Source organism: Bradyrhizobium xenonodulans (assembly GCF_027594865.1).
GTDB lineage: Bacteria > Pseudomonadota > Alphaproteobacteria > Rhizobiales > Xanthobacteraceae > Bradyrhizobium > Bradyrhizobium xenonodulans.
In genome coordinates this window covers 3,572,531-3,591,433 of record NZ_CP089391.1, presented here as the reverse complement: position 1 = coordinate 3,591,433, position 18,903 = coordinate 3,572,531, and the positions used below count along the sequence as shown (strand labels likewise).

General features: G+C 65.7%; 21 protein-coding genes. 16 read left to right on the top strand and 5 right to left on the bottom strand.

Features of this window, described 5'->3' with window-relative positions; genetic code table 11:
* The first annotated feature begins 199 nt into the window (after positions 1-199).
* The 13 genes from lptF to I3J27_RS16635 all read left to right on the top strand — a co-directional run bounded on the left by lptF (position 200) and on the right by I3J27_RS16635 (position 11,340).
* The gene (gene lptF / locus I3J27_RS16695) at positions 200-1,369 is read left to right on the top strand and encodes an LPS export ABC transporter permease LptF (protein WP_270171382.1); all 1,170 of its coding nucleotides are present in this window, start codon (positions 200-202) and stop codon (positions 1,367-1,369) included.
* Positions 1,366-2,463, top strand: a complete 1,098-nt coding sequence (gene lptG, locus I3J27_RS16690) for an LPS export ABC transporter permease LptG (protein ID WP_270171380.1) — start codon at positions 1,366-1,368, stop codon at positions 2,461-2,463. The genes lptF and lptG overlap by 4 nt, the downstream gene beginning before the upstream one ends.
* Positions 2,463-4,949 (top strand): LPS-assembly protein LptD, encoded by a 2,487-nt coding sequence (locus I3J27_RS16685; RefSeq protein ID WP_370691959.1) that lies wholly within the window; start codon positions 2,463-2,465, stop codon positions 4,947-4,949. Before lptG ends, I3J27_RS16685 begins: the two co-directional genes overlap by 1 nt.
* A 69-nt stretch (positions 4,950-5,018) precedes the next feature.
* Complete coding sequence (locus I3J27_RS16680) at positions 5,019-5,942, top strand: SurA N-terminal domain-containing protein (RefSeq protein ID WP_270171378.1); 924 nt, start codon at positions 5,019-5,021, stop codon at positions 5,940-5,942.
* Positions 5,942-6,958, top strand: coding sequence for a 4-hydroxythreonine-4-phosphate dehydrogenase PdxA (pdxA, locus tag I3J27_RS16675; protein ID WP_270171376.1), 1,017 nt, complete (start codon positions 5,942-5,944; stop codon positions 6,956-6,958). Before I3J27_RS16680 ends, pdxA begins: the two co-directional genes overlap by 1 nt.
* Positions 6,955-7,809 carry a 16S rRNA (adenine(1518)-N(6)/adenine(1519)-N(6))-dimethyltransferase RsmA gene (gene rsmA / locus I3J27_RS16670; RefSeq protein ID WP_270171374.1) on the top strand — a complete coding sequence of 285 codons (855 nt, stop codon included), beginning with the start codon at positions 6,955-6,957 and terminating at the stop codon, positions 7,807-7,809. Before pdxA ends, rsmA begins: the two co-directional genes overlap by 4 nt.
* A gap of 25 nt (positions 7,810-7,834) precedes the next feature.
* On the top strand, positions 7,835-8,893 hold the full coding sequence (locus tag I3J27_RS16665; RefSeq protein WP_270171372.1) for an alcohol dehydrogenase: 1,059 nt from the start codon (positions 7,835-7,837) through the stop codon (positions 8,891-8,893).
* A 61-nt stretch (positions 8,894-8,954) separates the two neighbouring features.
* Entirely contained in the window at positions 8,955-9,191 is a 237-nt protein-coding gene (locus I3J27_RS16660; protein ID WP_270171370.1) for a hypothetical protein, read from the top strand.
* A gap of 358 nt (positions 9,192-9,549) precedes the next feature.
* Entirely contained in the window at positions 9,550-10,266 is a 717-nt protein-coding gene (locus tag I3J27_RS16655; RefSeq protein WP_270171368.1) for a Crp/Fnr family transcriptional regulator, read from the top strand.
* A 57-nt stretch (positions 10,267-10,323) separates the two neighbouring features.
* A complete protein-coding gene (locus I3J27_RS16650) occupies positions 10,324-10,539 on the top strand; it encodes a DUF6894 family protein (RefSeq protein WP_270171366.1) in 216 nt (71 codons plus the stop codon).
* A gap of 124 nt (positions 10,540-10,663) precedes the next feature.
* A complete protein-coding gene (locus I3J27_RS16645) occupies positions 10,664-10,855 on the top strand; it encodes a hypothetical protein (protein ID WP_270171364.1) in 192 nt (63 codons plus the stop codon).
* A 32-nt stretch (positions 10,856-10,887) separates the two neighbouring features.
* Positions 10,888-11,064 (top strand): hypothetical protein, encoded by a 177-nt coding sequence (locus tag I3J27_RS16640; RefSeq protein ID WP_270171362.1) that lies wholly within the window; start codon positions 10,888-10,890, stop codon positions 11,062-11,064.
* Positions 11,065-11,118: 54 nt separating this feature from the next.
* Complete coding sequence (locus I3J27_RS16635) at positions 11,119-11,340, top strand: hypothetical protein (protein WP_270171360.1); 222 nt, start codon at positions 11,119-11,121, stop codon at positions 11,338-11,340.
* Between the two features lie 95 nt (positions 11,341-11,435).
* On the opposite strand, the gene I3J27_RS16630 is transcribed toward I3J27_RS16635, so the two are convergent.
* On the bottom strand, positions 11,436-11,663 hold the full coding sequence (locus I3J27_RS16630; RefSeq protein ID WP_270171358.1) for a hypothetical protein: 228 nt from the start codon (positions 11,661-11,663) through the stop codon (positions 11,436-11,438).
* A 126-nt stretch (positions 11,664-11,789) separates the two neighbouring features.
* Positions 11,790-12,404 (bottom strand): cupin, encoded by a 615-nt coding sequence (locus I3J27_RS16625; protein ID WP_270171356.1) that lies wholly within the window; start codon positions 12,402-12,404, stop codon positions 11,790-11,792.
* 210 nt (positions 12,405-12,614) lie between these two features.
* On the opposite strand from I3J27_RS16625, the gene I3J27_RS16620 reads away from it, so the two are divergent.
* The 3 genes from I3J27_RS16620 to I3J27_RS16610 all read left to right on the top strand — a co-directional run bounded on the left by I3J27_RS16620 (position 12,615) and on the right by I3J27_RS16610 (position 15,941).
* Positions 12,615-13,955, top strand: a complete 1,341-nt coding sequence (locus tag I3J27_RS16620; RefSeq protein ID WP_270171354.1) for a caspase family protein — start codon at positions 12,615-12,617, stop codon at positions 13,953-13,955.
* A gap of 28 nt (positions 13,956-13,983) precedes the next feature.
* Positions 13,984-14,499, top strand: a complete 516-nt coding sequence (locus I3J27_RS16615) for a hypothetical protein (RefSeq protein ID WP_270171352.1) — start codon at positions 13,984-13,986, stop codon at positions 14,497-14,499.
* A gap of 152 nt (positions 14,500-14,651) precedes the next feature.
* Entirely contained in the window at positions 14,652-15,941 is a 1,290-nt protein-coding gene (locus tag I3J27_RS16610; RefSeq protein ID WP_270171350.1) for a hypothetical protein, read from the top strand.
* Here the strand turns inward: I3J27_RS16610 and gmk are convergent.
* From gmk to mltG, 3 genes are all read right to left on the bottom strand, one after another.
* A complete protein-coding gene (gene gmk, locus I3J27_RS16605) occupies positions 15,874-16,533 on the bottom strand; it encodes a guanylate kinase (RefSeq protein WP_270171348.1) in 660 nt (219 codons plus the stop codon). The genes I3J27_RS16610 and gmk overlap by 68 nt on opposite strands.
* Positions 16,534-16,536: 3 nt before the next feature.
* Positions 16,537-17,424 (bottom strand): YicC/YloC family endoribonuclease, encoded by an 888-nt coding sequence (locus I3J27_RS16600; protein WP_270171346.1) that lies wholly within the window; start codon positions 17,422-17,424, stop codon positions 16,537-16,539.
* 115 nt (positions 17,425-17,539) lie between these two features.
* Positions 17,540-18,814: an endolytic transglycosylase MltG gene (gene mltG / locus I3J27_RS16595; RefSeq protein WP_270171340.1), complete on the bottom strand. Its 1,275-nt coding sequence runs from the start codon at positions 18,812-18,814 to the stop codon at positions 17,540-17,542.
* Between the last annotated feature and the right edge of the window lie 89 nt (positions 18,815-18,903).

Here is an 18,903-nt window from a genome sequence, read left to right as displayed (position 1 = left end):
CCACAACGGGGGAAATATTAACCATATAGAGAGGGTGCCACGGGGCAGCCATTTTGTTGACGGATCAAAGGGATGGTAGTGAGAGAGTAAGCCGGCGGAAGAGATGGTTTGCCGACCTTGGGGATCCCTTACGGGGATTGGTCGGACAGCCGAAATTCCGGCCGGATTTGGGGACTTGGTGGGATTCGTGCGGTAGCGCATGGGGTCGATAGATAGGTATATCTTCCGCACGACGCTGGCGTCGTTTGCGCTCGTCCTGGTCAGCCTCACCGGCGTGATCTGGATTACGCAGGCGTTGCGCGGCATCGACCTGATGACGAGCCAGGGTCAGACCATCCTGACCTTCCTCGGCATCACCAGTCTCGTCGTGCCCGCCCTCGTCCTGATCATCTCGCCAATCGCGCTGATGATCGCGATCTCGCACACGCTGAACAAGCTCGCGACGGATTCCGAGATCATCGTGATGAATGCCGCCGGCTTCTCGCCGTTCCGGCTGTTCTATCCGTTCTTCTACGCCACCTGCGTGGTGGCGGTGCTGGTCGCCTTCATCGCGGCTTATCTCGCGCCCGACGGCATGCGGCGGATCAAGCAGTGGGACGCCGAGATCACCGCCGACGTTCTCACCAACATCCTTCAGCCCGGCCGCTTCGCCCAGCTCGACAAAAATCTCACAATCCGGATCCGCGAGCGCCAGCCCGGCGGCATCCTCGCCGGCATCTTCATCGACGATCGGCGCGACCCGAACGAGCGCGTCTCGATCGTCGCCGAGTATGGCGAGGTCGTGAAGAACGAGAACGGCTCGTTCCTCGTGCTCAAGGACGGCAATCTCCAGCGCTTCGAAGCCGGCAAGCGCGATCCCGCGCTGGTGGCGTTCGGCCGCTACGGCTTCGACATGTCGAAGTTCGGCAACCAGGGCCGTGACGTCGCCCTCGGCATCCGCGAGCGCTATCTCTGGGAGCTGCTCTCGCCGTCCGAGGAGGACCCGGTCTACAAGCAGATTCCCGGTCAGTTCCGCTCGGCCCTGCACGACAGCCTGCTGGCGCCGATCTATCCGTTCGCCTTTGCCGTGCTGACCTTCGCCTTCCTCGGCGCGCCGCGCACCACCCGCCAGAGCCGCAACTTCTCGATCGGCGGCTCGGTGCTCGCCGTGTTCGGCCTGCGCATGGCGGGATTTGCCTGCTCGGTGATGGCGGTGAAGTCGCCCGGCCCGGTGCTGGTCCAATACGCGATGGTCTTCGGCGCCATCGGCGTCGGGCTGTGGATGATCATCGGCGGGATCGTGGTCGAGCTGCCGCCCCGCCTCGTGGAGGCCATCAACAGGTCGAACGCGCGCATAGCGCGGCTGTTCGGACGGCCGGCCGCCGCATGAGCATGCTCACCAACACACTCGGCCGCTACTTCGCCGGACGCTTCGTCGTCGCGGCGCTCGGCGTGTTCGCGAGCATTTTCCTGCTGCTGGTGCTGGTCGACTACATCGAGATGGTGCGCAAGACCTCGGGGCTCGCGTCCGCCTCCGCGGTCATGGTGGCCGAGACCTCGCTGTTCCGGGTGCCGCAGCTCCTCGAGAAGCTGACACCGTTCTGCATGCTGATCGGCGCCATGACGTGCTATCTCGCCCTCTCGCGCCGGCTCGAGCTGGTGGTCGCACGCGCAGCCGGCATCTCGGCGTGGCAGTTCATCGCGCCGGCGCTCGGCAGCGCGCTGCTGATCGGGGTGATCGCCACCGTCGCCTACAATCCGATGTCGGCGAACCTGCGCGAGCTCTCCAAGCGCATGGAAGCCGAGCTGTTCGGCTCGGCCCCCGGCGGCGGCATTCAGGACGCCTCCGGCTTCTGGCTCAACCAGGTCACCAATGACGGCCAGGTCATCATCAACGCGGCGCGCAGCGAGCAGCAGGGCGTGCGACTCACGGGGCTCACGCTGTTCCGGTTTGATACAGCGCAGCGCTTCAAGGAACGCGTCGAGGCGCGCGAGGCCACGCTCGAGGCCGGCCACTGGCTGTTCAAGACCGTCCGCCGCTTCTCGCTGGATTCGCCGCCGATCGACCAGGCCACGCTGGAGATTCCGACGACGCTGACCGAGGCCCAGGTCCGCAACAGCTTTTCGACACCCGAGACTGTGTCCTTTTGGCAACTACCGAGCTACATCCGCTCGTCCGAGAGCTCGGGCTTCGCGACAGCCGGCTATCGACTCCAGTATCACAAGCTCTTGGCACAGCCGTTTTTGCTGGCCGCCATGGTGATGCTGGCGGCTTCCGTGTCGTTGCGCTTCTTCCGGATGGGCGGCGTGCAGAAGATGGTTTTGAGTGGCGTGGGCGCAGGCTTTCTGCTCTACGTTTTGTCGAAAGTGACTGAAGACTTGAGCAAGGCTGAGTTGATGCATCCGATCGCTGCGGCGTGGTTGCCCGTGGTGGTGGGCGGCCTCACCGGCTTTTTGGCCTTGTTGTACCAGGAGGACGGTTAGTGACTGCCGTCCATCGAGGGCCCGTGTCTCGTTTGACGCGCCGCATCGTGATGCGCGCGAACGGGGTCGGCTTGTCCGTTCGCAGGCTGCTGCTGGCTGCCGCCGCAATGGCGTCGCTCGGCGGGCTGATGGACGCAGCCTTCATAGCTCCCGCCTCCGCCCAGAGCTTCACCTACAATCCGCTGCCGCCGCGTCCGAAGCCGCCGAAGGCCGCCAACGACAACCAGATGCTGGTTCAGGCGACCGAGGTCGATTACGACTACAACAATTCGCGCGTCTCCGCGGTCGGTAACGTCCAGCTGTTCTACAACGGCACCAGCGTCGAGGCCGACAAGGTCATCTACGACCAGAAGACCAAGCGGCTGCATGCCGAAGGCAACATCCGCATGACGGATGCCGACGGCAAGATCACCTATGCCGAGATCCTGGATCTCTCCGACGACTACCGCGACGGATTCGTCGATTCGCTGCGCGTGGACACCGCCGACCAGACTCGCATGGCCGCGAGCCGCGCCGACCGCTCCAGCGGCAATTACACGGTGTTCGAGAACGGCGTCTACACGGCCTGCGCGCCCTGTAAGGACGATCCGAAGAAGCCGCCGCTGTGGCAGGTCAAGGGTGCGCGCATCATCCACGACCAGCAGGAGAAGATGCTGTATTTCGAGACGGCACAGCTCGAATTCTTCGGCGTGCCGCTCGCGTACATGCCCTATTTCTCGACGCCGGACCCGACCGTGAAGCGCAAGACCGGCTTCCTGATGCCGGGCTTCACCTCCTACACGGCGTTCGGCTACGGCGTCGAAGTCCCGTTCTACTGGGCGATCGCGCCGGACATGGACGCGACCTTCAGCCCGCGCATCACCTCCAAGCAGGGCGTGCTGTTCCAGGCCGAGTTCCGCCAGCGCCTGCTGGACGGCGCCTACCAGATCCGCGTCTACGGCATCGACCAGCTCGACCCCAGCCAGTTCGCAGGGCTCCCTGGCGACCGCCAGTTCCGCGGCGGCGTCGAGACCAAGGGCCAGTTCGCGCTGAACGACAAATGGGTCTGGGGCTGGGACGGCGTCCTGCTCTCCGACTACTATTTCATGTCGGACTACCGCCTCGCGCAGTATCGCGACCCGCTCGGCTCGTTCCTGAACCTGCCGACCGACGCGCTGTCGCAGCTCTATCTGACCGGCGTCGGCAATCGCAGCTTCTTCGACGCGCGCACGATGTACTGGTTGAGCTTCTCCGGCAACCAGGACAAGGTGCCGGTCGTCTATCCCGTGATCGACTATTCGAACGTGCTCAACTACCCCGTCTTCGGCGGCGAGTTCAGCTACAAGACCAATTTCGTGAACCTGTCGCGTGAAACGGCGGTGTTCGATCCGATCACGACGCTCGCCAACACCAACAGCCTGTGCACGACCGCGTCGGCCGACCCGCTCGCCCGCACGCCGTCGCAGTGCCTACTGCGCGGCTTCCCCGGCACCTATACCCGCCTCACCGCCGAAGCGCAGTGGCGCAAGTCCTTTACCGATCCGTTCGGCCAGATCTGGACGCCGTTCGCCAGCCTTCGCGCGGACGCGATCAATTCCTCGGTCTCCAGCCAGCCGGGCGTGTCGAGCTATCTTCCCGTCGGCGACACCCAGGCGTTTCGCCTGATGCCGACCGTGGGCCTCGAATATCGCTATCCCTTCATCAACGTTCAGCCCTGGGGCTCCACCACCATCGAGCCGATCGCGCAGATCATCATCCGCCCGAACGAGACCTATGCCGGCAAGCTTCCCAACGAGGACGCCCAGAGCATGGTGTTCGACACCTCGAACCTGTTCAGCGTCGACAAGTTCTCCGGCTACGACCGCGTCGAGGGCGGCGGCCGCGCCAATGTCGGCGTGCAGTCCACCACGCAGTTCGACAAGGGCGGCGCCGTCAAGGTGCTGTTCGGGCAGTCCTACCAGCTGTTCGGCATGAACTCCTACGCAGTCCAGGACTCCATCAACACCGGCCTCGATTCCGGCCTCGACAAGCCGCGCTCCGACTACGTGGCGAGCGCCGCCTACTCGCCCAACAGCACCTACACGTTCAGCGTCCGCTCCCGCATGGACGAGCAGACCTGGAACGTGCAGCGCTTCGAGGCGGAAGGCCGCGCCAACTTCAATCGCTGGTCGGTCAGCATGCTGTACGGCAATTACGCCCCGCAGCCGGAGCTCGGCTACCTGACGCGCCGCTCGGGCATCCTGACCACGGGCTCGATCAAGGTCGCGCCCAACTGGGTGGTGACGGGCTCGGCGCGCTGGGACCTCGAGGCCAACAAGATCAACCAATATGTGCTCGGCGCCGGCTATGTCGACGATTGCTTCGTGCTGGCGGCGAACTATGTAACTTCGTATAGCTATTCTGCGGGCTCGACGCCGCCCGTGCTGAGCCACGCGTTCATGTTCCAGATCGGCCTGCGCACGCTCGCGACCTCGACGGGGAGCAGCAGTTCCGCCGGCCTCCAGTGAACCCGTTTGAAGTGGCAGCCGCGTGTTCCCGATCGCACGCGCATCCCGGCTGACATGCGAGCGACAATCATGACGACCCAAATGCCCGTCTTCCGCCTTCTCCTGGCCATCAGTGCCGGGCTGATCCTGACCGGCCTGCCCGCGCCGTCGCGCGCGCAGAACATCGTCGTCATGGTCAATGGCGATCCGATCACCGATTTCGACATCGAGCAGCGTTCCAAGTTGGACACGCTGACGACGCAGAAGACCCCGAGCCGGGAGCAGGTCATCAACGAGTTGATCGACGACAAGGTGAAGCTCAAGGAAGGCAAGAAGTACGGCGTCGACCCCACCATCTCAGACGTCAACCAATCCTACGAGGGCATGGCGCAGCGCATGCGCATCTCGCCGGACCAGCTCACCAAGTCGCTCGAGGTCAAGGGCGTCCGCCCCGAAACCCTGAAGAGCCGCATGAAGTCCGAGATGGTCTGGACCAGCCTCGTGCGCGGCCGCTTCAAGGAGAAGCTGATGGTCGGCGAGCGCGACGTCGCGCAGGCCGTCGGCGACAAGCTCCAGATCGAGGGCACCGAGTACAAGATGCAGCCGATCGTGCTGATCGTGCCGCGCGGCTCGTCCCCCGCGTTCGTGGAGACGCGCCACAAGGAAGCCGAGACCTATCGTTCGCGTGTCGGAAGCTGCGAGGAAGCCAATTCGCTGTTCCGCTCGACCCCCAACGCCACCATCCGCGACAGCGTCACCAAGACCAGCGCGGAGCTGCCCGAGGCGCTGCGCAAGGTGCTCGACGACATCCCGGTCGGCCATCTGACCGCGCCCGAGGTGACCAAGGCAGGCATCGAGATGGTGGTGCTGTGCTCGCGCAAGCCGACCATGATCGACACGCCGAAGAAGCGCGAGGTCCGCGATAAGATGTATCAGGAGAAGTACGAGAAGACCCAGAAGGCCTATCTCGACGATCTCCGCAAGGCGGCGATGATCGAATATCGCAACCGCTGATGGCCACCGCTCCCGTAAAGCCCCTCGCCCTCACGCTCGGAGAGCCTGCCGGCATCGGCCCCGACATCACGATCGCAGCCTGGCTCCGGCGCCGCGAGCTGAACCTGCCCGCCTTCTATCTGCTCGGCGACGAGGCCGTGATTGCCCGGCGCGCCAAAGCGCTCGGCATCGACGTCAGGATCGCCTCCGTGAGCCCTGGCGAGGCCGATGCGGCCTTCACCGACGCCCTGCCGGTGGTCGCAACCGGCGAGCGCGCGACGGCCGTGCCCGGCAAGCCCGACGCATCCAGCGCACCGGCCGCGCTCGCCTCGATCCGGCAGGCGGTCGCGGACGTCCGCGAGGGCCGTGCCGGCGCCGTCATCACCAACCCGATCGCCAAGAGCGTGCTCTACCGCGCGGGCTTCCGCCATCCCGGCCACACCGAATTCCTCGCCGAGCTTGCCGCGGACGGCGGCCGCGTGCCGCAGCCGGTGATGATGCTGTGGTCGCCGCGGCTCGCCGTGGTGCCGGTGACGATCCACCTCTCCTTGCGCGATGCGCTGGCCCAACTCACCAGCGAGCTGATCGTCTCGACCGTGCGCATCGTCGCCGCCGAGCTCAAATCCCGTTTCGGCATCGCGCGGCCGCGCATCGCGGTCTCCGGCCTCAATCCGCATGCCGGCGAGGACGGCTCGCTCGGCCACGAGGAGCAGACGGTGATTGCGCCGGCGCTCAAGACGCTGCGCAGCGACGGCATCGAGGCGAAAGGCCCGCTGCCCGCCGACACCATGTTCCACGAGGCCGCACGCAACGGCTATGACTGCGCGGTCTGCATGTATCATGACCAGGCGCTGATCCCGATCAAGACCGTCGCCTTCGACGACGCCGTCAACGTCACGCTCGGCCTGCCCTTCATCCGCACCTCGCCCGACCACGGCACCGCCTTCGACATCGCCGGCACCGGCAAGGCCAATCCGGCCAGCCTGATCGCGGCGCTCGCGCTTGCCAGCCGCATGGCGGCGTCGCAAAGCAGATGAGCGCGATCGACGACCTCCCGCCGCTTCGCGAGGTCATTCGCCAGCACGCGCTGTCGGCGCGCAAGTCGCTCGGCCAGAACTTTCTGCTCGACCTCAATCTCACCGCGCGGATCGCGCGTGCGGCCGCTCCCCTCGAGGACTCCACCATCGTCGAGATCGGTCCGGGCCCGGGCGGGCTGACGCGCGCGCTGCTCGCGCTCGGCGCCAGACGCGTCATCGCCATCGAACATGACGAGCGCGCAATTCCTGCGCTTCAGGATATCTCCGCGCGCTACCCTGCTAGGCTCGAGATCGTGCATGGCGATGCCATGGCCTTCGACCCGCGCCCGCTGCTCTCAGGCGAACGCGCGAAGATCGTCGCCAATCTGCCCTACAACATCGCGACCCAGCTGCTGATCAACTGGCTCACCACCGAGCCGTGGCCGCCCTGGTACGACATGATGGTGCTGATGTTTCAGCGCGAGGTCGGCGAGCGTATCGTGGCACGCGAGGACGAGGAGGCCTATGGCCGTCTCGGCGTGCTTGCCAACTGGCGCTGCGAGACCAAGATCCTGTTCGACATCTCGCCGTCGGCCTTCGTGCCGCCGCCGAAAGTGACCTCCTCCGTCGTGCGCCTCGTGCCGCGCGCAGAGCCGCTGCCCTGTGATCGCAAGCTGCTCGAACAGGTCGCGGCCGCCGCCTTCGGCCAGCGCCGCAAGATGCTGCGCCAGAGCCTGAAATCGCTGGGCGTCGATCCGGCACGGCTCGCGGCCGCCGCCGGCGTCGATGCGACGCGACGCGCGGAGACCATTCCCATTTCCGGCTTTGTTGCCATGGCGCGTGAATTGGCGGATATACGCAGCCAAGCGTGAAAATCAGAATTTCGGAGGAAGGAATATGGCGTTGATGCGTCGGCAGTCCCTGGTCAAGTTCGATGCGCCGTTGTGCGAGACCATCGTCGACACGCCGAAGCCGACGGGACGCGAGGTGCTGGTGCGCATCGAGCGCTGCGGCCTCTGCCATTCCGATTTGCACATCCAGGACGGCTATGCCGATCTCGGCGGCGGCAAGAAGCTCGACACCACGCGCGGCATGACGCTGCCTTTCACGCTCGGCCACGAGATCGCAGGCGTCGTCGACGAAGTCGGCCCGGACGTCGCAGCAGGCCTCGTCGGCACCAGGAAGGCCGTGTTTCCGTGGATCGGCTGCGGCCAGTGCCGCGACTGCGCCAATGGCGACGAGAACCTCTGCGCCAGGCAGCGCTTCCTCGGCGTCTCCATCGACGGCGGCTTCGCCACCCACGTGCTGGTGCCCGACGCAAAATACCTGCTCGACTACGATCCTCTGTCCGTCAACCAGGCCGCGACGCTGATGTGCTCGGGCGTCACCGCCTATGGCGCGCTCAAGCGCCTCGTCGACCGTCCGCGCCAGCGCAACCTTTTGCTGATCGGCCTCGGCGGCGTCGGCATGATGGGCCTGTCGTTCGCGCAGGCCATGTTCAAGCAGCCGATCACGGTTGCCGATCTCTCGCCGGCCGCGCGCGAGACCGCGCTGAAGAACGGCGCGTCGGTCGCCTACGATCCGTCCGAGCCCGACGTGATCAAGCGCATCCTGAAGGAGACCGAGGGCGGCTTCGACGAGGTGGTCGACTTCGCCGGCAACGAGAAGTCGATGGCGTTCGCGGTGGCGGTGGCCGCGCGCGGCGGCAAGGTCGTGGTCTCCGGCCTGATGGGCGGCCAGTTCACTCTGCCGATGGTGCAATGGGTCTACAAGCGCCTGACGGTCGAAGGCTTCATGGTCGGCACGCTCGCGGAAGCACAGGAACTGATGGCGCTCGCCCGCGCCGGCAAGATCAAGCCGACGCCGATGCGCGAGGAGCCGATGGGCGATGTCCAGAAATGGATCGACGAGCTCCGCGCCGGCAAGGTCGTCGGCCGCATCGTGCTGAAGAACTGACGCGAACGAAAATCCCGGAATCCCGCACGGAACGGCGGCGGCAGGGCCGCGTTGGCAGCGCATGTCCATACGCTGCACCGTCGAAAGCGCATTCTTCATCGCCTGGACTTGTCTGGAGCAGAGCGGCGAGCTCGGCCCTCCGGACGAGACCGCGAACTTCATTCTCGACGCCATCGAAGCGCAGCTCAGGACCGGTGAACGGCGGCCGCTCATGCTCGCCAACAGGGCGATCGATGCCTATCGCAGGCAAAGGGCGCAAAGCCGTCTGTCGGCGGAACGCCAGATCCGTCTCGGATGACCCCTTGGACCCGCCGGCCTCGGCGGCGTGGTGTGAGGTGAAGGCCGGCGGTCCTTCGGGCAGAGCGAACGCGGCCGTCGCTCGGCAAGCTCAACGCTAGCCCAATCCCGGCGCGCCTTATGTTCACTCGTGAACAGAGCCACCTGGCGCAGCTCAAAATTCCGTAGTTCTCCGGACGAGAACAAAGTTCGAGGCGTGCCCCGCGTGCAACGCCTGACGCGTGACGCTCACCGCCGACGAACTTTTCGATTTCCCGTAAGCTGTTGTGTTCACTTTGGAACTGTCGGTTCCTCCGTGGAAACGTAGGGTTTTGCCAGCCGCCGATTCCCGGCCGGGTTAGAATCAAGAGACAAGAAGCGTGACCGGCCGGCCCAAGAACGATCTGCTGTGCACGCTCGGCGCCCAGGATTTCGAGCTGCTCGCCCCACATTTGCAATCGGTCGAGCTCACCGCGAACCACGTTCTGCATTACGCCGGTGACGGCATCTCCGTCGTCCATTTTCCCTGTGGCCCTGCGTTCGTGTCGTTCGCGGTGCCGGTTGAGGACGACCGTGAGGTCGAAAGCCTGCTGGTGGGCCGCGAAGGCGCGATCGGCATTGCCCCGGGCCGCAGTCCCCTGCTGGCCTATTCCCGGATCGTCGTGAAGGTCGGCGGCTCGTTTATGCGCCTGCCGCTTCGCGTGCTCGAGCAGACGCAGCAGAGATCGGCAACGCTCCACGAGACCATGTCGCGCTATGCCGCTTGCCAGGTCGCACAACTGCTCCAGACCGCGGCCTGCAACGCGTCGCATTCGATCGAGCAACGCGCGGCCAAATGGATCATCGCGGCGCACGAGCATATCGGCGGCGACGAGATCCCCCTCACCCATGAGCAGCTCGCTGCCATGCTCGGCGTCTCCCGCAGCTATGCCAGCCGCGTCATCCAGACGTTCAAGGCCAGGCGCATCCTCGCGACCCGCCGCGGCGCCATCCTGATCCTCGATCCGCCCGCGCTGGAGGCCAGCGCCTGCGCCTGCAACGGCGCGGTCAAGAAGCACTTTCGCGAAGTGCTGGGACGCATGGCCTCAAGCGGCTAGGTCGATCCGCGCAGCGACGTACGCCGGAACATATCCGCGTAACCGGCATTGCCGGACATGCCGCGGTACTTCTTTCATTTCGAGGGCCAACAGCCCCACACCGACACGACCGGCGAAGCGCTTCCCGACGACGAGGCCGCATGGCGCGAAGCGGTGCGCCTCTCCCGCGACGTCGAGCACGCGCTGCGGCCAGGCGACAGCTGGACGCTCAGCGTGTTCGACGGCAGCGAGCCGGTGTTCGTGCTGGCGATGGTGACGCGGCGGTTTCGCTAAAGCGCGTCTTTCGTCCAAGCACGCTCGCGCATCCCGGCACCGATCACATCGCCCCGAAAAGTTGGAACGTCGCGCGTCACCTGCGCGTTTGCTCCTTGTTGAGGCAACGACGGAGTCAGAACTCATGACGAAGCCGCTGACGAAAACGGTGCAGCCTGTTCCGGACGAGAACCAGAGCCACAAGGGCCCCGGCAGTGCGCCGCAGGTTCCGGTGGACACCACCAAGGGCCATCGCGACGACGAGAAGCAGAACATTCGCGAGCAGGCCGACCACGGCAACATCACCCAGAACACCAGCAACAGGCGCATGGGATAGGCAGAACCGGGGGCGAAAGAGAGGAGACAAGGTTGGTCATTCTCGACAAATGGTACGATCCGATCTCCGAGCGCTGGATCGCACCACGCGAATCACGCCCCGAGGCACCATCCCCCCATGCAAGCGAGAACCATGCCCTCGAACTTCAGCGAACGATCGAAGCCCAGCGCATCTGGCGCGCACTGGTCGATTGCTGCGCGCGCGAGTGATGGTCTCTGCGGCAGCGGAGGAACCCGCTGCTGCTCGCGCTGTTGGAATCCCGTATGACCGATCCTGCATCACCCGCAAGGCCCGTCGCAGCCGCGATCCGCTATCTCTTGATCGCCGCCGGCTGCGGCTGCCTGCTGCTGGCCGCAATCTGCGTCGTGATCGCGTCGCAGGTGTTCATTCAAACCGGCGTGTTCGCGCAATCCTACGCGATGGTGGGACTGATCAGCGCCATGCTGGGGTGTCTGGCGCTGATGCTGGCAAGGGTGTGGAGGTAAGTTCGCAAGGTGGGTTGAGCCTTTGCGAAACCCGTCGCTTCTCCCATCAGCAACGGCGAGGCGATACCCATCATCTCGCGTAAGGCTGCGACGTCCTACGGCTTCTTCTTGTCGCCTGTCCTGCGTTCTCTGGACACACCTTTCGTCTCAGGCTGATTTGCCCGATTGACGTTCATGCCCGTGGTGTCCATCGTCCCTTTTTCCGTGGCACCGTTCGTATTTTCCGGCCTGTCCATCCCGGTCTGCGGAGCCGGACCCGTATTCTGGGCAATGACCGGCCCCGGCATGGCTGCAAATGCGATGGCCGCAATGAGCGCTTTCATGGGCATCTCCCTCGTCTCATGGATGACGTGGCCCCGCGACAGTTGTTCCGCAGTATCCTGTGGCCGCATGCGGGCTGCGCTCCCGCGGATGACAGCAGGGAAGAAGCCCATGCCTTGGGCGAACCCTCACGATCGCGATGCCTCCCTCCGCCATAAGTTGAGCAGCGGCCCGCCAGATCCCAGCACCGGGTCTGTCTTCGGTTTGCGGACCTTGGCAATACGCTTCATGGCGTCGGGACGCTCTTTTGTGTCGGTGCACTCGTCATAGGTCCCGTCCTGCGGATAGGCACCGACAACGAGAAAGTCCCGGCTCGACTCGATGAGCCGGTGCCCCGTGCCTGCGGGAAGCACCAAAACGTCCCCGGCCTTTACGCTCAGGGTCCACCCCTTGATCCCGCCGCACTCGATCCTGGCCGTGCCGCGTGCAACGCCCATCACTTCATGGATCTGCGAATGGTAATGGACAAAGTCGTACACCGTGTCGCGCCATGATCGGCCCCAGCCATTAGTATCGAATAGCCTGTCGATGATGACGTCGGGTGGAAAACGCCGGGACCTCAGGTTCACAGCGCCGCGATAGAGCAGCACCGGAAAACGAGGATGGTTTGGCACGATGCCGTCGTCCCGGAAATGGATCGTCGCCGGCTTCCGCGCCCGCACCAGAGCGCGCAGCGTTGCCGTGTCGGGATGATTCTCCACCAGCTTCTTGGCGAAATTCTTGATCTGATCCTTGATCGGCATGGCATCTCCTCAGCCACGATTCAACAACGGCTGGAAGGATTGGTTTCGAAGTCGGGACCGACTGCGAACCACCGCGGGTTGCGCGCAGCTATCCTCCCACCTGTTTGACAGCGTTCAGCAAGGACGGGCTCGCGTCGCAAAGGCCCGGCGCCCCGCTTTTCGCCCGCGCACCTAACTGCTAGACTGACGCCATTATTTTGGGGATTTTCGATGCGCGCGAGGATTTTCAATCGCGTCTTGGGGCTGGCAGCGCTGGCCCTGTTTGCCGTCACGGCTGCGCCGGCCTCGGCCGAGAAGCGCATTGCGCTCGTGGTCGGCAACTCCGCCTACAAGAACATCACGCCGCTCGACAATCCCTCCAAGGACGCGAGCCTGATGGCGGAGACGCTCGGCCTGCTCGGCTTCACGCTGGTCGGCGGACGCGCCCAGCTCGATCTCGACAAGGGCGCGATGGACATCGCGGTGCAGAGCTTCGGCCGGCAGGTCCAGGGCGCCGACGTCGCGCTGTTCTATTATGCCGGCCACGGCGTGCAGGTCGCCGGCTCCAACTACCTCGTGCCTGTCGGCGCCAATCCGACGCGCGAGGCCGACGTCGACTTCCAGATGACCGACGTCAATCTCGTGCTGCGCCAGATGCAGGGATCCGGCACGCGCCTCAACCTCGTGATCCTGGACGCCTGCCGCAACAACCCGTTTGGCTCGCGCGGCCTGCGCGCCTCCGATGGCGGCCTTGCGCAGATGCGCGCGCCCGAGGGCACGCTGATCTCCTACGCGACGCAGCCCGGCAACGTCGCGCAGGACGGCAGCGACGGCCACAGCCCCTACACCAAGGCGCTGGCCGCGACGGTGCGGACCGCCGGCCTCGACGTGTTCCAGACCTTCAACCAGGTCGGCCTCGCCGTGAAGCGCGCCACGTCGGGCGCGCAGCAGCCCTGGGTCTCGTCCTCGCCGATCGACGGCACGTTCTATTTCGTAGCCCCGACGCAGACCGCCCCGCCGCAGGTCGCGGCGATGCAGCCCGATTCCTTGCCGGCGGAGCGCCTGCGCGCCGATCCCGACCGCGTGCCCTTGCGCGATGCCGCGCTGCTCAGCGAATTGAGCGAGCGGCTCTACGAGCTCAATTTCGATCCTGACACGCCTGACGGCTTGACGCGTGCGATCACGAAGCTCCAGCAGCGGATTTCCATGGCGCCGAACGGCGAGGCCACCGAAGGCCTGCTGCTGCGGATGCGCAAGATGGAGGATCTCAAGCCCTGGGGCTCGATCGTGTACGGGCCCGACAGCAGCAAATGGGGCATAGCGTGGAATCATGCCTCGCGGCGCGCGGCGGTGGCGGATGCGAAGGGCAATTGCGCCGGCGCCAAATGTCCGATCGAACTTTCCTTCTACGGCAAGAGCTGCGGCGCGTTCGCGATCTCCGACAAATCCTGGTCGCTGGTCCAGCGCGACAGCGTCCAGCGCGCCAGGGACGCCGCGCTTGACGAATGCGGCAAGGCTGGCAAAACTTGCCGCATTATCGGATCCGTCTGTGCCGACGGCTCCGGCCGCTGATACAATTTTCATTTTGGATTGTCTGCCCATGCCCATTGCCGCCATCCGCACGTTCGCGCTCGTCTCTCTCCTTAACCTCGCCCTCGCATCGTCATCCGCTCTTGCACAGTCCGGCAGTGCCGGCGGCTCGATCGGCAATGACGAGAAGTCGCTGTCCGGCTCGCGCCAGGATTCTTCTTCAGGCCGCTCCGCCGAGCCCGCGCCCTCGGCACGCCGGAGCAAGCCGGCGGCCGAGGAGTCACGCCCATCGTCGCGGCGAAGTGCCGGCGGTGGTGGTGGCGGCAGTGGCGGCTTTGACGGCGCCTGGATGGTCACCAGCATCGGCTGCGGTGGTTCCACGACCGGTGCGGTCGTGATCAGCTCGGGCAAGGTCATCGGCGAAGGCGTGCGCGGCACCGTCAGCGCGGGCGGCTCGGTCAGCACGTTCGGTCAAGGCGACGGCGTGACCTTCACCGGGGCGGGCCGCCTGTCCGGCCGCAGCGGTTCCGGAACGTGGCGCCGCTCGGACGGCTGCGGCGGAAGCTGGAGCTCGACCAAGCAATAGCCCCCCGAAAATGCCTGATTTCGCGGCGGAACGAACGCCGCGCAGGCCCGATTCAAGCCACATCCTCTCCGGATTTGCGGCTCATTGCCACCCAAGTCTTTGAAGACAAAGGGCAGGTCAAGAGTTGCGTCATGCGTAACCGGGAGACCAGGATGGGCAACCGCACCGCAAAATTCATATCCGCGCTAGTCGGCAGCATCATCGCCGGCGCGCCACTGGCCGCCGTGTCGCAGAATGCACCAACGGCAACGAGCCCGGCGAATGCCGCGAGCGACTGTCTCGCCTCGCCGAAGGGCGCAGCGCCGCAGGGACAGCATTGGCACTATCGCCTCGAGCGCGCGACCAAGCGGCAGTGCTGGTATCTGCGCGCCGAAGGCGGCAAGGTCACACAGACCGCGCAGGCTGCGCCCGATACGCCGACAGCAGAGTCAGCCGCGCCGCAGCCGCAGTCAGTGCAGGACGCACGCGCCGAATATCTGACGCCGCAGGGTGCCGTCGTTCCGAAGACGACGGCACAGCCGGCGCCGACGCAACAAGCCGCGAGCCCGACGGCCGACAGCAGCGCACAGCAGTCTGCCGTTGCGGCGCGCTGGGCCGATACGTCCTCCACCACGACCGCTTCGCCCGCACCGCAGGCCGCGCCCGCGCCTGTCGCCGCGGCCACGCAGCCGAGCGCAAAGCCGTCGAAATCCCCGGTGGCCCTCGCCGCAGCAGACAGCAGCACCGACAAGCCGACCGGCTCGATCCAGATGCTGCTGCTCGTCATCGGCGGCGCGCTCGCGCTCGCGGGCATCCTCGCTAGCATCGTCTACCGCTTCGCCGGTGGACGCGTCCGTGTCCAGACCGACCATCGCCGCGTCAACTGGGACAATTTCGAGCCTCACGCTCTCGACGACGGCCGTGCGCCCTGGCTCAACGCGACGGCGGCTGATGCGCCGCGCGCGCAGCAGCCGCGCCCGGTGGATTTCGATGCCGCGCGTCCGCAAGCTCCGAAGCCGCAAGCCCCACAGCCCCAAGCCGCACCGCCCCAAGCGCCGGATCCGCAAGCCGCGCGTCCCCAAGCAGCACAGCTTGCCGCCTTCAGCATCGAGATCGGCAGGATCGCCGCACAGTCCCGTCCCGCCCCCGACGAGGTCGCGGACGAACTCGACGAGGCCGACATCTTCAACGGCGAATTCGAGATCGAGGCATCAGCACCCCGGCTCGCGGTCAACGGCATCAACGACGAAGAGCCGACCGATCGCGACGAAGACGCGCAGCTCGAGGAAGACTTGCAGCTCAAGGAAGACCTGCAACTCGAGGACGCCGTCGATGTCGACGTGATCACGGCGATGCTGGAGCGTCTGGCGCAGGAAGGGCCGCGGCTGAAGCAGCCTAGCCCTGAAGCTGACCTTGCAGATTTCGCACGAACCCCACGAGGCCAGTCCGCCGCTCGCGCTTGAGGCGCTCGGCCTTCAGGATCGACTGCACCTCGGCGAAGGCCTCGTCGACGTCGTGATTGATGACGATGTAGTCGTACTCGGCCCAGTGGCTCATCTCGTGGCTGGCGCGGCTCATGCGCTTGCGGATCACCTCGTCGGAATCCTGCGCGCGCGAATGCAGCCGCTTCTCGAGATCGGCCGCCGAAGGCGGCAGGATGAACACGCTGACGACGTCGGCGCGCGCTTTTTCGCGGAGCTGCTGCGTGCCCTGCCAGTCGATGTCGAACAAAACATCCTGCCCGGCTGACAGCGCCACCTCGACGGGGCCCCGCGGCGTGCCGTAGCTGTTGTCGAACACGGTGGCCCATTCCAAGAGCTCGTCGCCCTTCACCATCGCGTCGAACCTGGCCTTGTCGACGAACAGATAGTCGCGCCCGTCGACCTCGCCCGGCCGCATCGCCCGCGTGGTCGCGGACACCGACATTTTCAGGCCGGGCATGCGGTCGATCAACAGACGCGACAGCGTCGTCTTGCCCGCGCCCGACGGCGAGGACAGTACGAACATCAATCCACGCCGCTCGACACCGTCAGTTCCGTGCCCGCCCGTCGTCATCGATCACTCCAGATTCTGGACCTGCTCGCGGAACTGCTCGACCACGTTCTTCATGGCGAGCCCCGTATTGGTCAGCTCGATGTCGTTCGACTTCGAGCAGCAGGTGTTGACCTCGCGGTGAAACTCCTGCGCCAGGAAGTCGAGCTTGCGCCCGATCGGACCGCCCTTGCCGATCAGTTCGCGCGCCTGCGCGATATGGGAAGCGATGCGGTCGAGCTCCTCGCGGATGTCGGCCCTGGTCGCGATCAGGATCGCCTCCTGCATCAGGCGGTCGGAATCGAAACGGTCGGAAGTATCGAGCAGGGTTGCGATCTGCTCGGCGAGCCTCGCCTTGATCGCCTCCGGCTTGCGACCGGGCGAACCTTCCGCTTTCTTCGCCAGCTGCTCGACCTCGTCGACCCGCTGGGTCAGGATCTGCCCGAGCGAGGTCCCCTCGCGCCTGCGCATCTCGACGAGATCGGCGAGCGCCTTGTCGAAGGCTTCGGCCGCAGCGGCACGCGCGGCCTTGTCCTCCTCCTCGTCGCCCTCGGGTTCTGCGACCTCGACGACGCCCTTGATGGCGAGCAGGCCGTCGATGCTCGGCGCGACCGCGTCGACCTTGCCGGCGATCATGGCGGCGGCCTTGAGGACGGCGTTGAGCACGTCCTCGTTGACGCGGACCGAGGCCGCGGCATTGGCGCGCTTGACGTTGAGATTGGCGTAGACGGTGCCGCGCGACAACAGCTCGCCGGCGCGTTTCTTGGCGTGGGCCTCGAGCTCGTCGAACCCCTGCGGCAGCCGTACCCTGAGGTCAAAGCCCTTGGCGTTGACCGACTTCAATTCCCATTCGAACGTGTACGGCCCGCTAGCGCCGTGGCTTCGGGCAAAGCCGGTCATGGACGACAGCGCCATTAGATAAGATTCTCCGGAACATGGGATTCGCGAGGCCATCAGGCCACGCGAATCTTAAGACTATTTTGCAGGAAAGTGGAATCCGCAAAGCGCCGTAGGCAGGTCTGCATAGAGCCTAGCGCTGCACCACGGGTGGCGACGGCTGCACCGCGCCCTGCCGGGCCGGCGCCGGACCTGCGGGCCGCGACGGCTGCTTCTTCTGCTGATTGGGCCGTGCCGGCGTCGTCGCCGTCGGCGTATCGGTCGCAGCGCCGGGCGCCGCGGCGGCCGGCGGCGGCGCGTCCTCGGCCGGCTCGACCGTGTCGTTCTGGATCTGCTTTTCCATCGCGCGGAGCTTGGCGACGTTCTTCTGGTGCGCGTCGTAAGTCTCGGTGAAGGCGTGCCCGCCGGTGCCGTCGGCGACGAAATAGAGGTCGCGGGTGCGGGCGGGGTTGGCGGTGGCTTCCAGCGAGGCGCGGCCGGGGTTGGAGATCGGGCCCGGCGGCAATCCCTCGATCACATAGGTGTTGTAGGGCGAAGGCTGCGTGATCTCGCTGCGCTTGATCGGACGGCCCAGCGTGCCTTTGCCGCCGACCAGGCCGTAGATGATGGTCGGATCGGACTGCAGCTTGATCTTCTGCTTCAGCCGGTTGGCGAACACGGCCGCAACACGGCTGCGCTCGTCGGGCTTGCCGGTCTCCTTCTCGACGATCGAGGCCAGCGTCACCAATTGCTCCGGCGTCTTGACCGGGATGTCCTGGCTGCGGCGCTCCCAGATCTCGGCCAGCACGCGCTTGTGCGCCTGCTGCATGCGTTGAATCACCTGCTCACGCGGGGCGCCGCGCGGGAATTTGTAGGTCTCGGGCAACAGCGTGCCTTCGCGCGGCAGCTCGCGCACGCTGCCGGTGAAGATGTCGTTGTCGGACAGGCGCGCCACGATCTGCTCGGAGGTCAGGCCCTCCGGGATCGTGACGGAATGCTGCACCACCTTGCCCTCGACGATGGTACCGATGACGTCGCGCAAGGAGGCGTTTTTCTGGAACGAATATTCACCGGGCTTGAGGTCCGAGCTCGCCTTCAGCGCGGCGACGCTGGCGATGAACACCCACGGATTGACGTCGGTGACGCCTTCCCGGTTCAGCGTCTCGGCGATGTCGCGCTTGCCCGCACGCTGCGGGATGTTGACGATCTTGTCGTCCTTCAGCGGCCCCGGCGCCTCGAGCACCTGGCGGCCGTAATAATAGACGCCGCCGGCGCCGATCATGGCGATCAGCAGCAGGGTGATGATGGCGTTGCCGACGATCACAAACGGATTGCGCGCCCGGTCCGACCGCTTCGGCGGCGGCGGGACCTGCTCGGGCTCGAGCGCTGCCCGCGGACTCCGGGGCGAAATGGGCGGCCTTTCACTCATCGAAGCAACCTGAATCCTGCCGGTTCAATCGCGGCCAGGCAATCGCTTGCCGAGCCAAATGCGCGCGCCCACTTCCATGACTATCGCCG

What these genes read in the sequence shown, in the direction of transcription:
- lptF (WP_270171382.1), top strand. Translation starts at nt 200, where the DNA reads ATGGGGTCGATAGATAGGTATATCTTCCGCACGACGCTGGCGTCGTTT.
- lptG (WP_270171380.1), top strand. Translation starts at nt 1,366, where the DNA reads ATGAGCATGCTCACCAACACACTCGGCCGCTACTTCGCCGGACGCTTC.
- I3J27_RS16680 (WP_270171378.1), top strand. Translation starts at nt 5,019, where the DNA reads ATGACGACCCAAATGCCCGTCTTCCGCCTTCTCCTGGCCATCAGTGCC.
- pdxA (WP_270171376.1), top strand. Translation starts at nt 5,942, where the DNA reads ATGGCCACCGCTCCCGTAAAGCCCCTCGCCCTCACGCTCGGAGAGCCT.
- rsmA (WP_270171374.1), top strand. Translation starts at nt 6,955, where the DNA reads ATGAGCGCGATCGACGACCTCCCGCCGCTTCGCGAGGTCATTCGCCAG.
- I3J27_RS16665 (WP_270171372.1), top strand. Translation starts at nt 7,835, where the DNA reads ATGGCGTTGATGCGTCGGCAGTCCCTGGTCAAGTTCGATGCGCCGTTG.
- I3J27_RS16660 (WP_270171370.1), top strand. Translation starts at nt 8,955, where the DNA reads ATGTCCATACGCTGCACCGTCGAAAGCGCATTCTTCATCGCCTGGACT.
- I3J27_RS16650 (WP_270171366.1), top strand. Translation starts at nt 10,324, where the DNA reads ATGCCGCGGTACTTCTTTCATTTCGAGGGCCAACAGCCCCACACCGAC.
- I3J27_RS16645 (WP_270171364.1), top strand. Translation starts at nt 10,664, where the DNA reads ATGACGAAGCCGCTGACGAAAACGGTGCAGCCTGTTCCGGACGAGAAC.
- I3J27_RS16635 (WP_270171360.1), top strand. Translation starts at nt 11,119, where the DNA reads ATGACCGATCCTGCATCACCCGCAAGGCCCGTCGCAGCCGCGATCCGC.
- I3J27_RS16630 (WP_270171358.1), bottom strand. Translation starts at nt 11,663, where the DNA reads ATGAAAGCGCTCATTGCGGCCATCGCATTTGCAGCCATGCCGGGGCCG.
- I3J27_RS16625 (WP_270171356.1), bottom strand. Translation starts at nt 12,404, where the DNA reads ATGCCGATCAAGGATCAGATCAAGAATTTCGCCAAGAAGCTGGTGGAG.
- I3J27_RS16620 (WP_270171354.1), top strand. Translation starts at nt 12,615, where the DNA reads ATGCGCGCGAGGATTTTCAATCGCGTCTTGGGGCTGGCAGCGCTGGCC.
- I3J27_RS16615 (WP_270171352.1), top strand. Translation starts at nt 13,984, where the DNA reads ATGCCCATTGCCGCCATCCGCACGTTCGCGCTCGTCTCTCTCCTTAAC.
- I3J27_RS16610 (WP_270171350.1), top strand. Translation starts at nt 14,652, where the DNA reads ATGGGCAACCGCACCGCAAAATTCATATCCGCGCTAGTCGGCAGCATC.
- gmk (WP_270171348.1), bottom strand. Translation starts at nt 16,533, where the DNA reads ATGACGACGGGCGGGCACGGAACTGACGGTGTCGAGCGGCGTGGATTG.
- I3J27_RS16600 (WP_270171346.1), bottom strand. Translation starts at nt 17,424, where the DNA reads ATGGCGCTGTCGTCCATGACCGGCTTTGCCCGAAGCCACGGCGCTAGC.
- mltG (WP_270171340.1), bottom strand. Translation starts at nt 18,814, where the DNA reads ATGAGTGAAAGGCCGCCCATTTCGCCCCGGAGTCCGCGGGCAGCGCTC.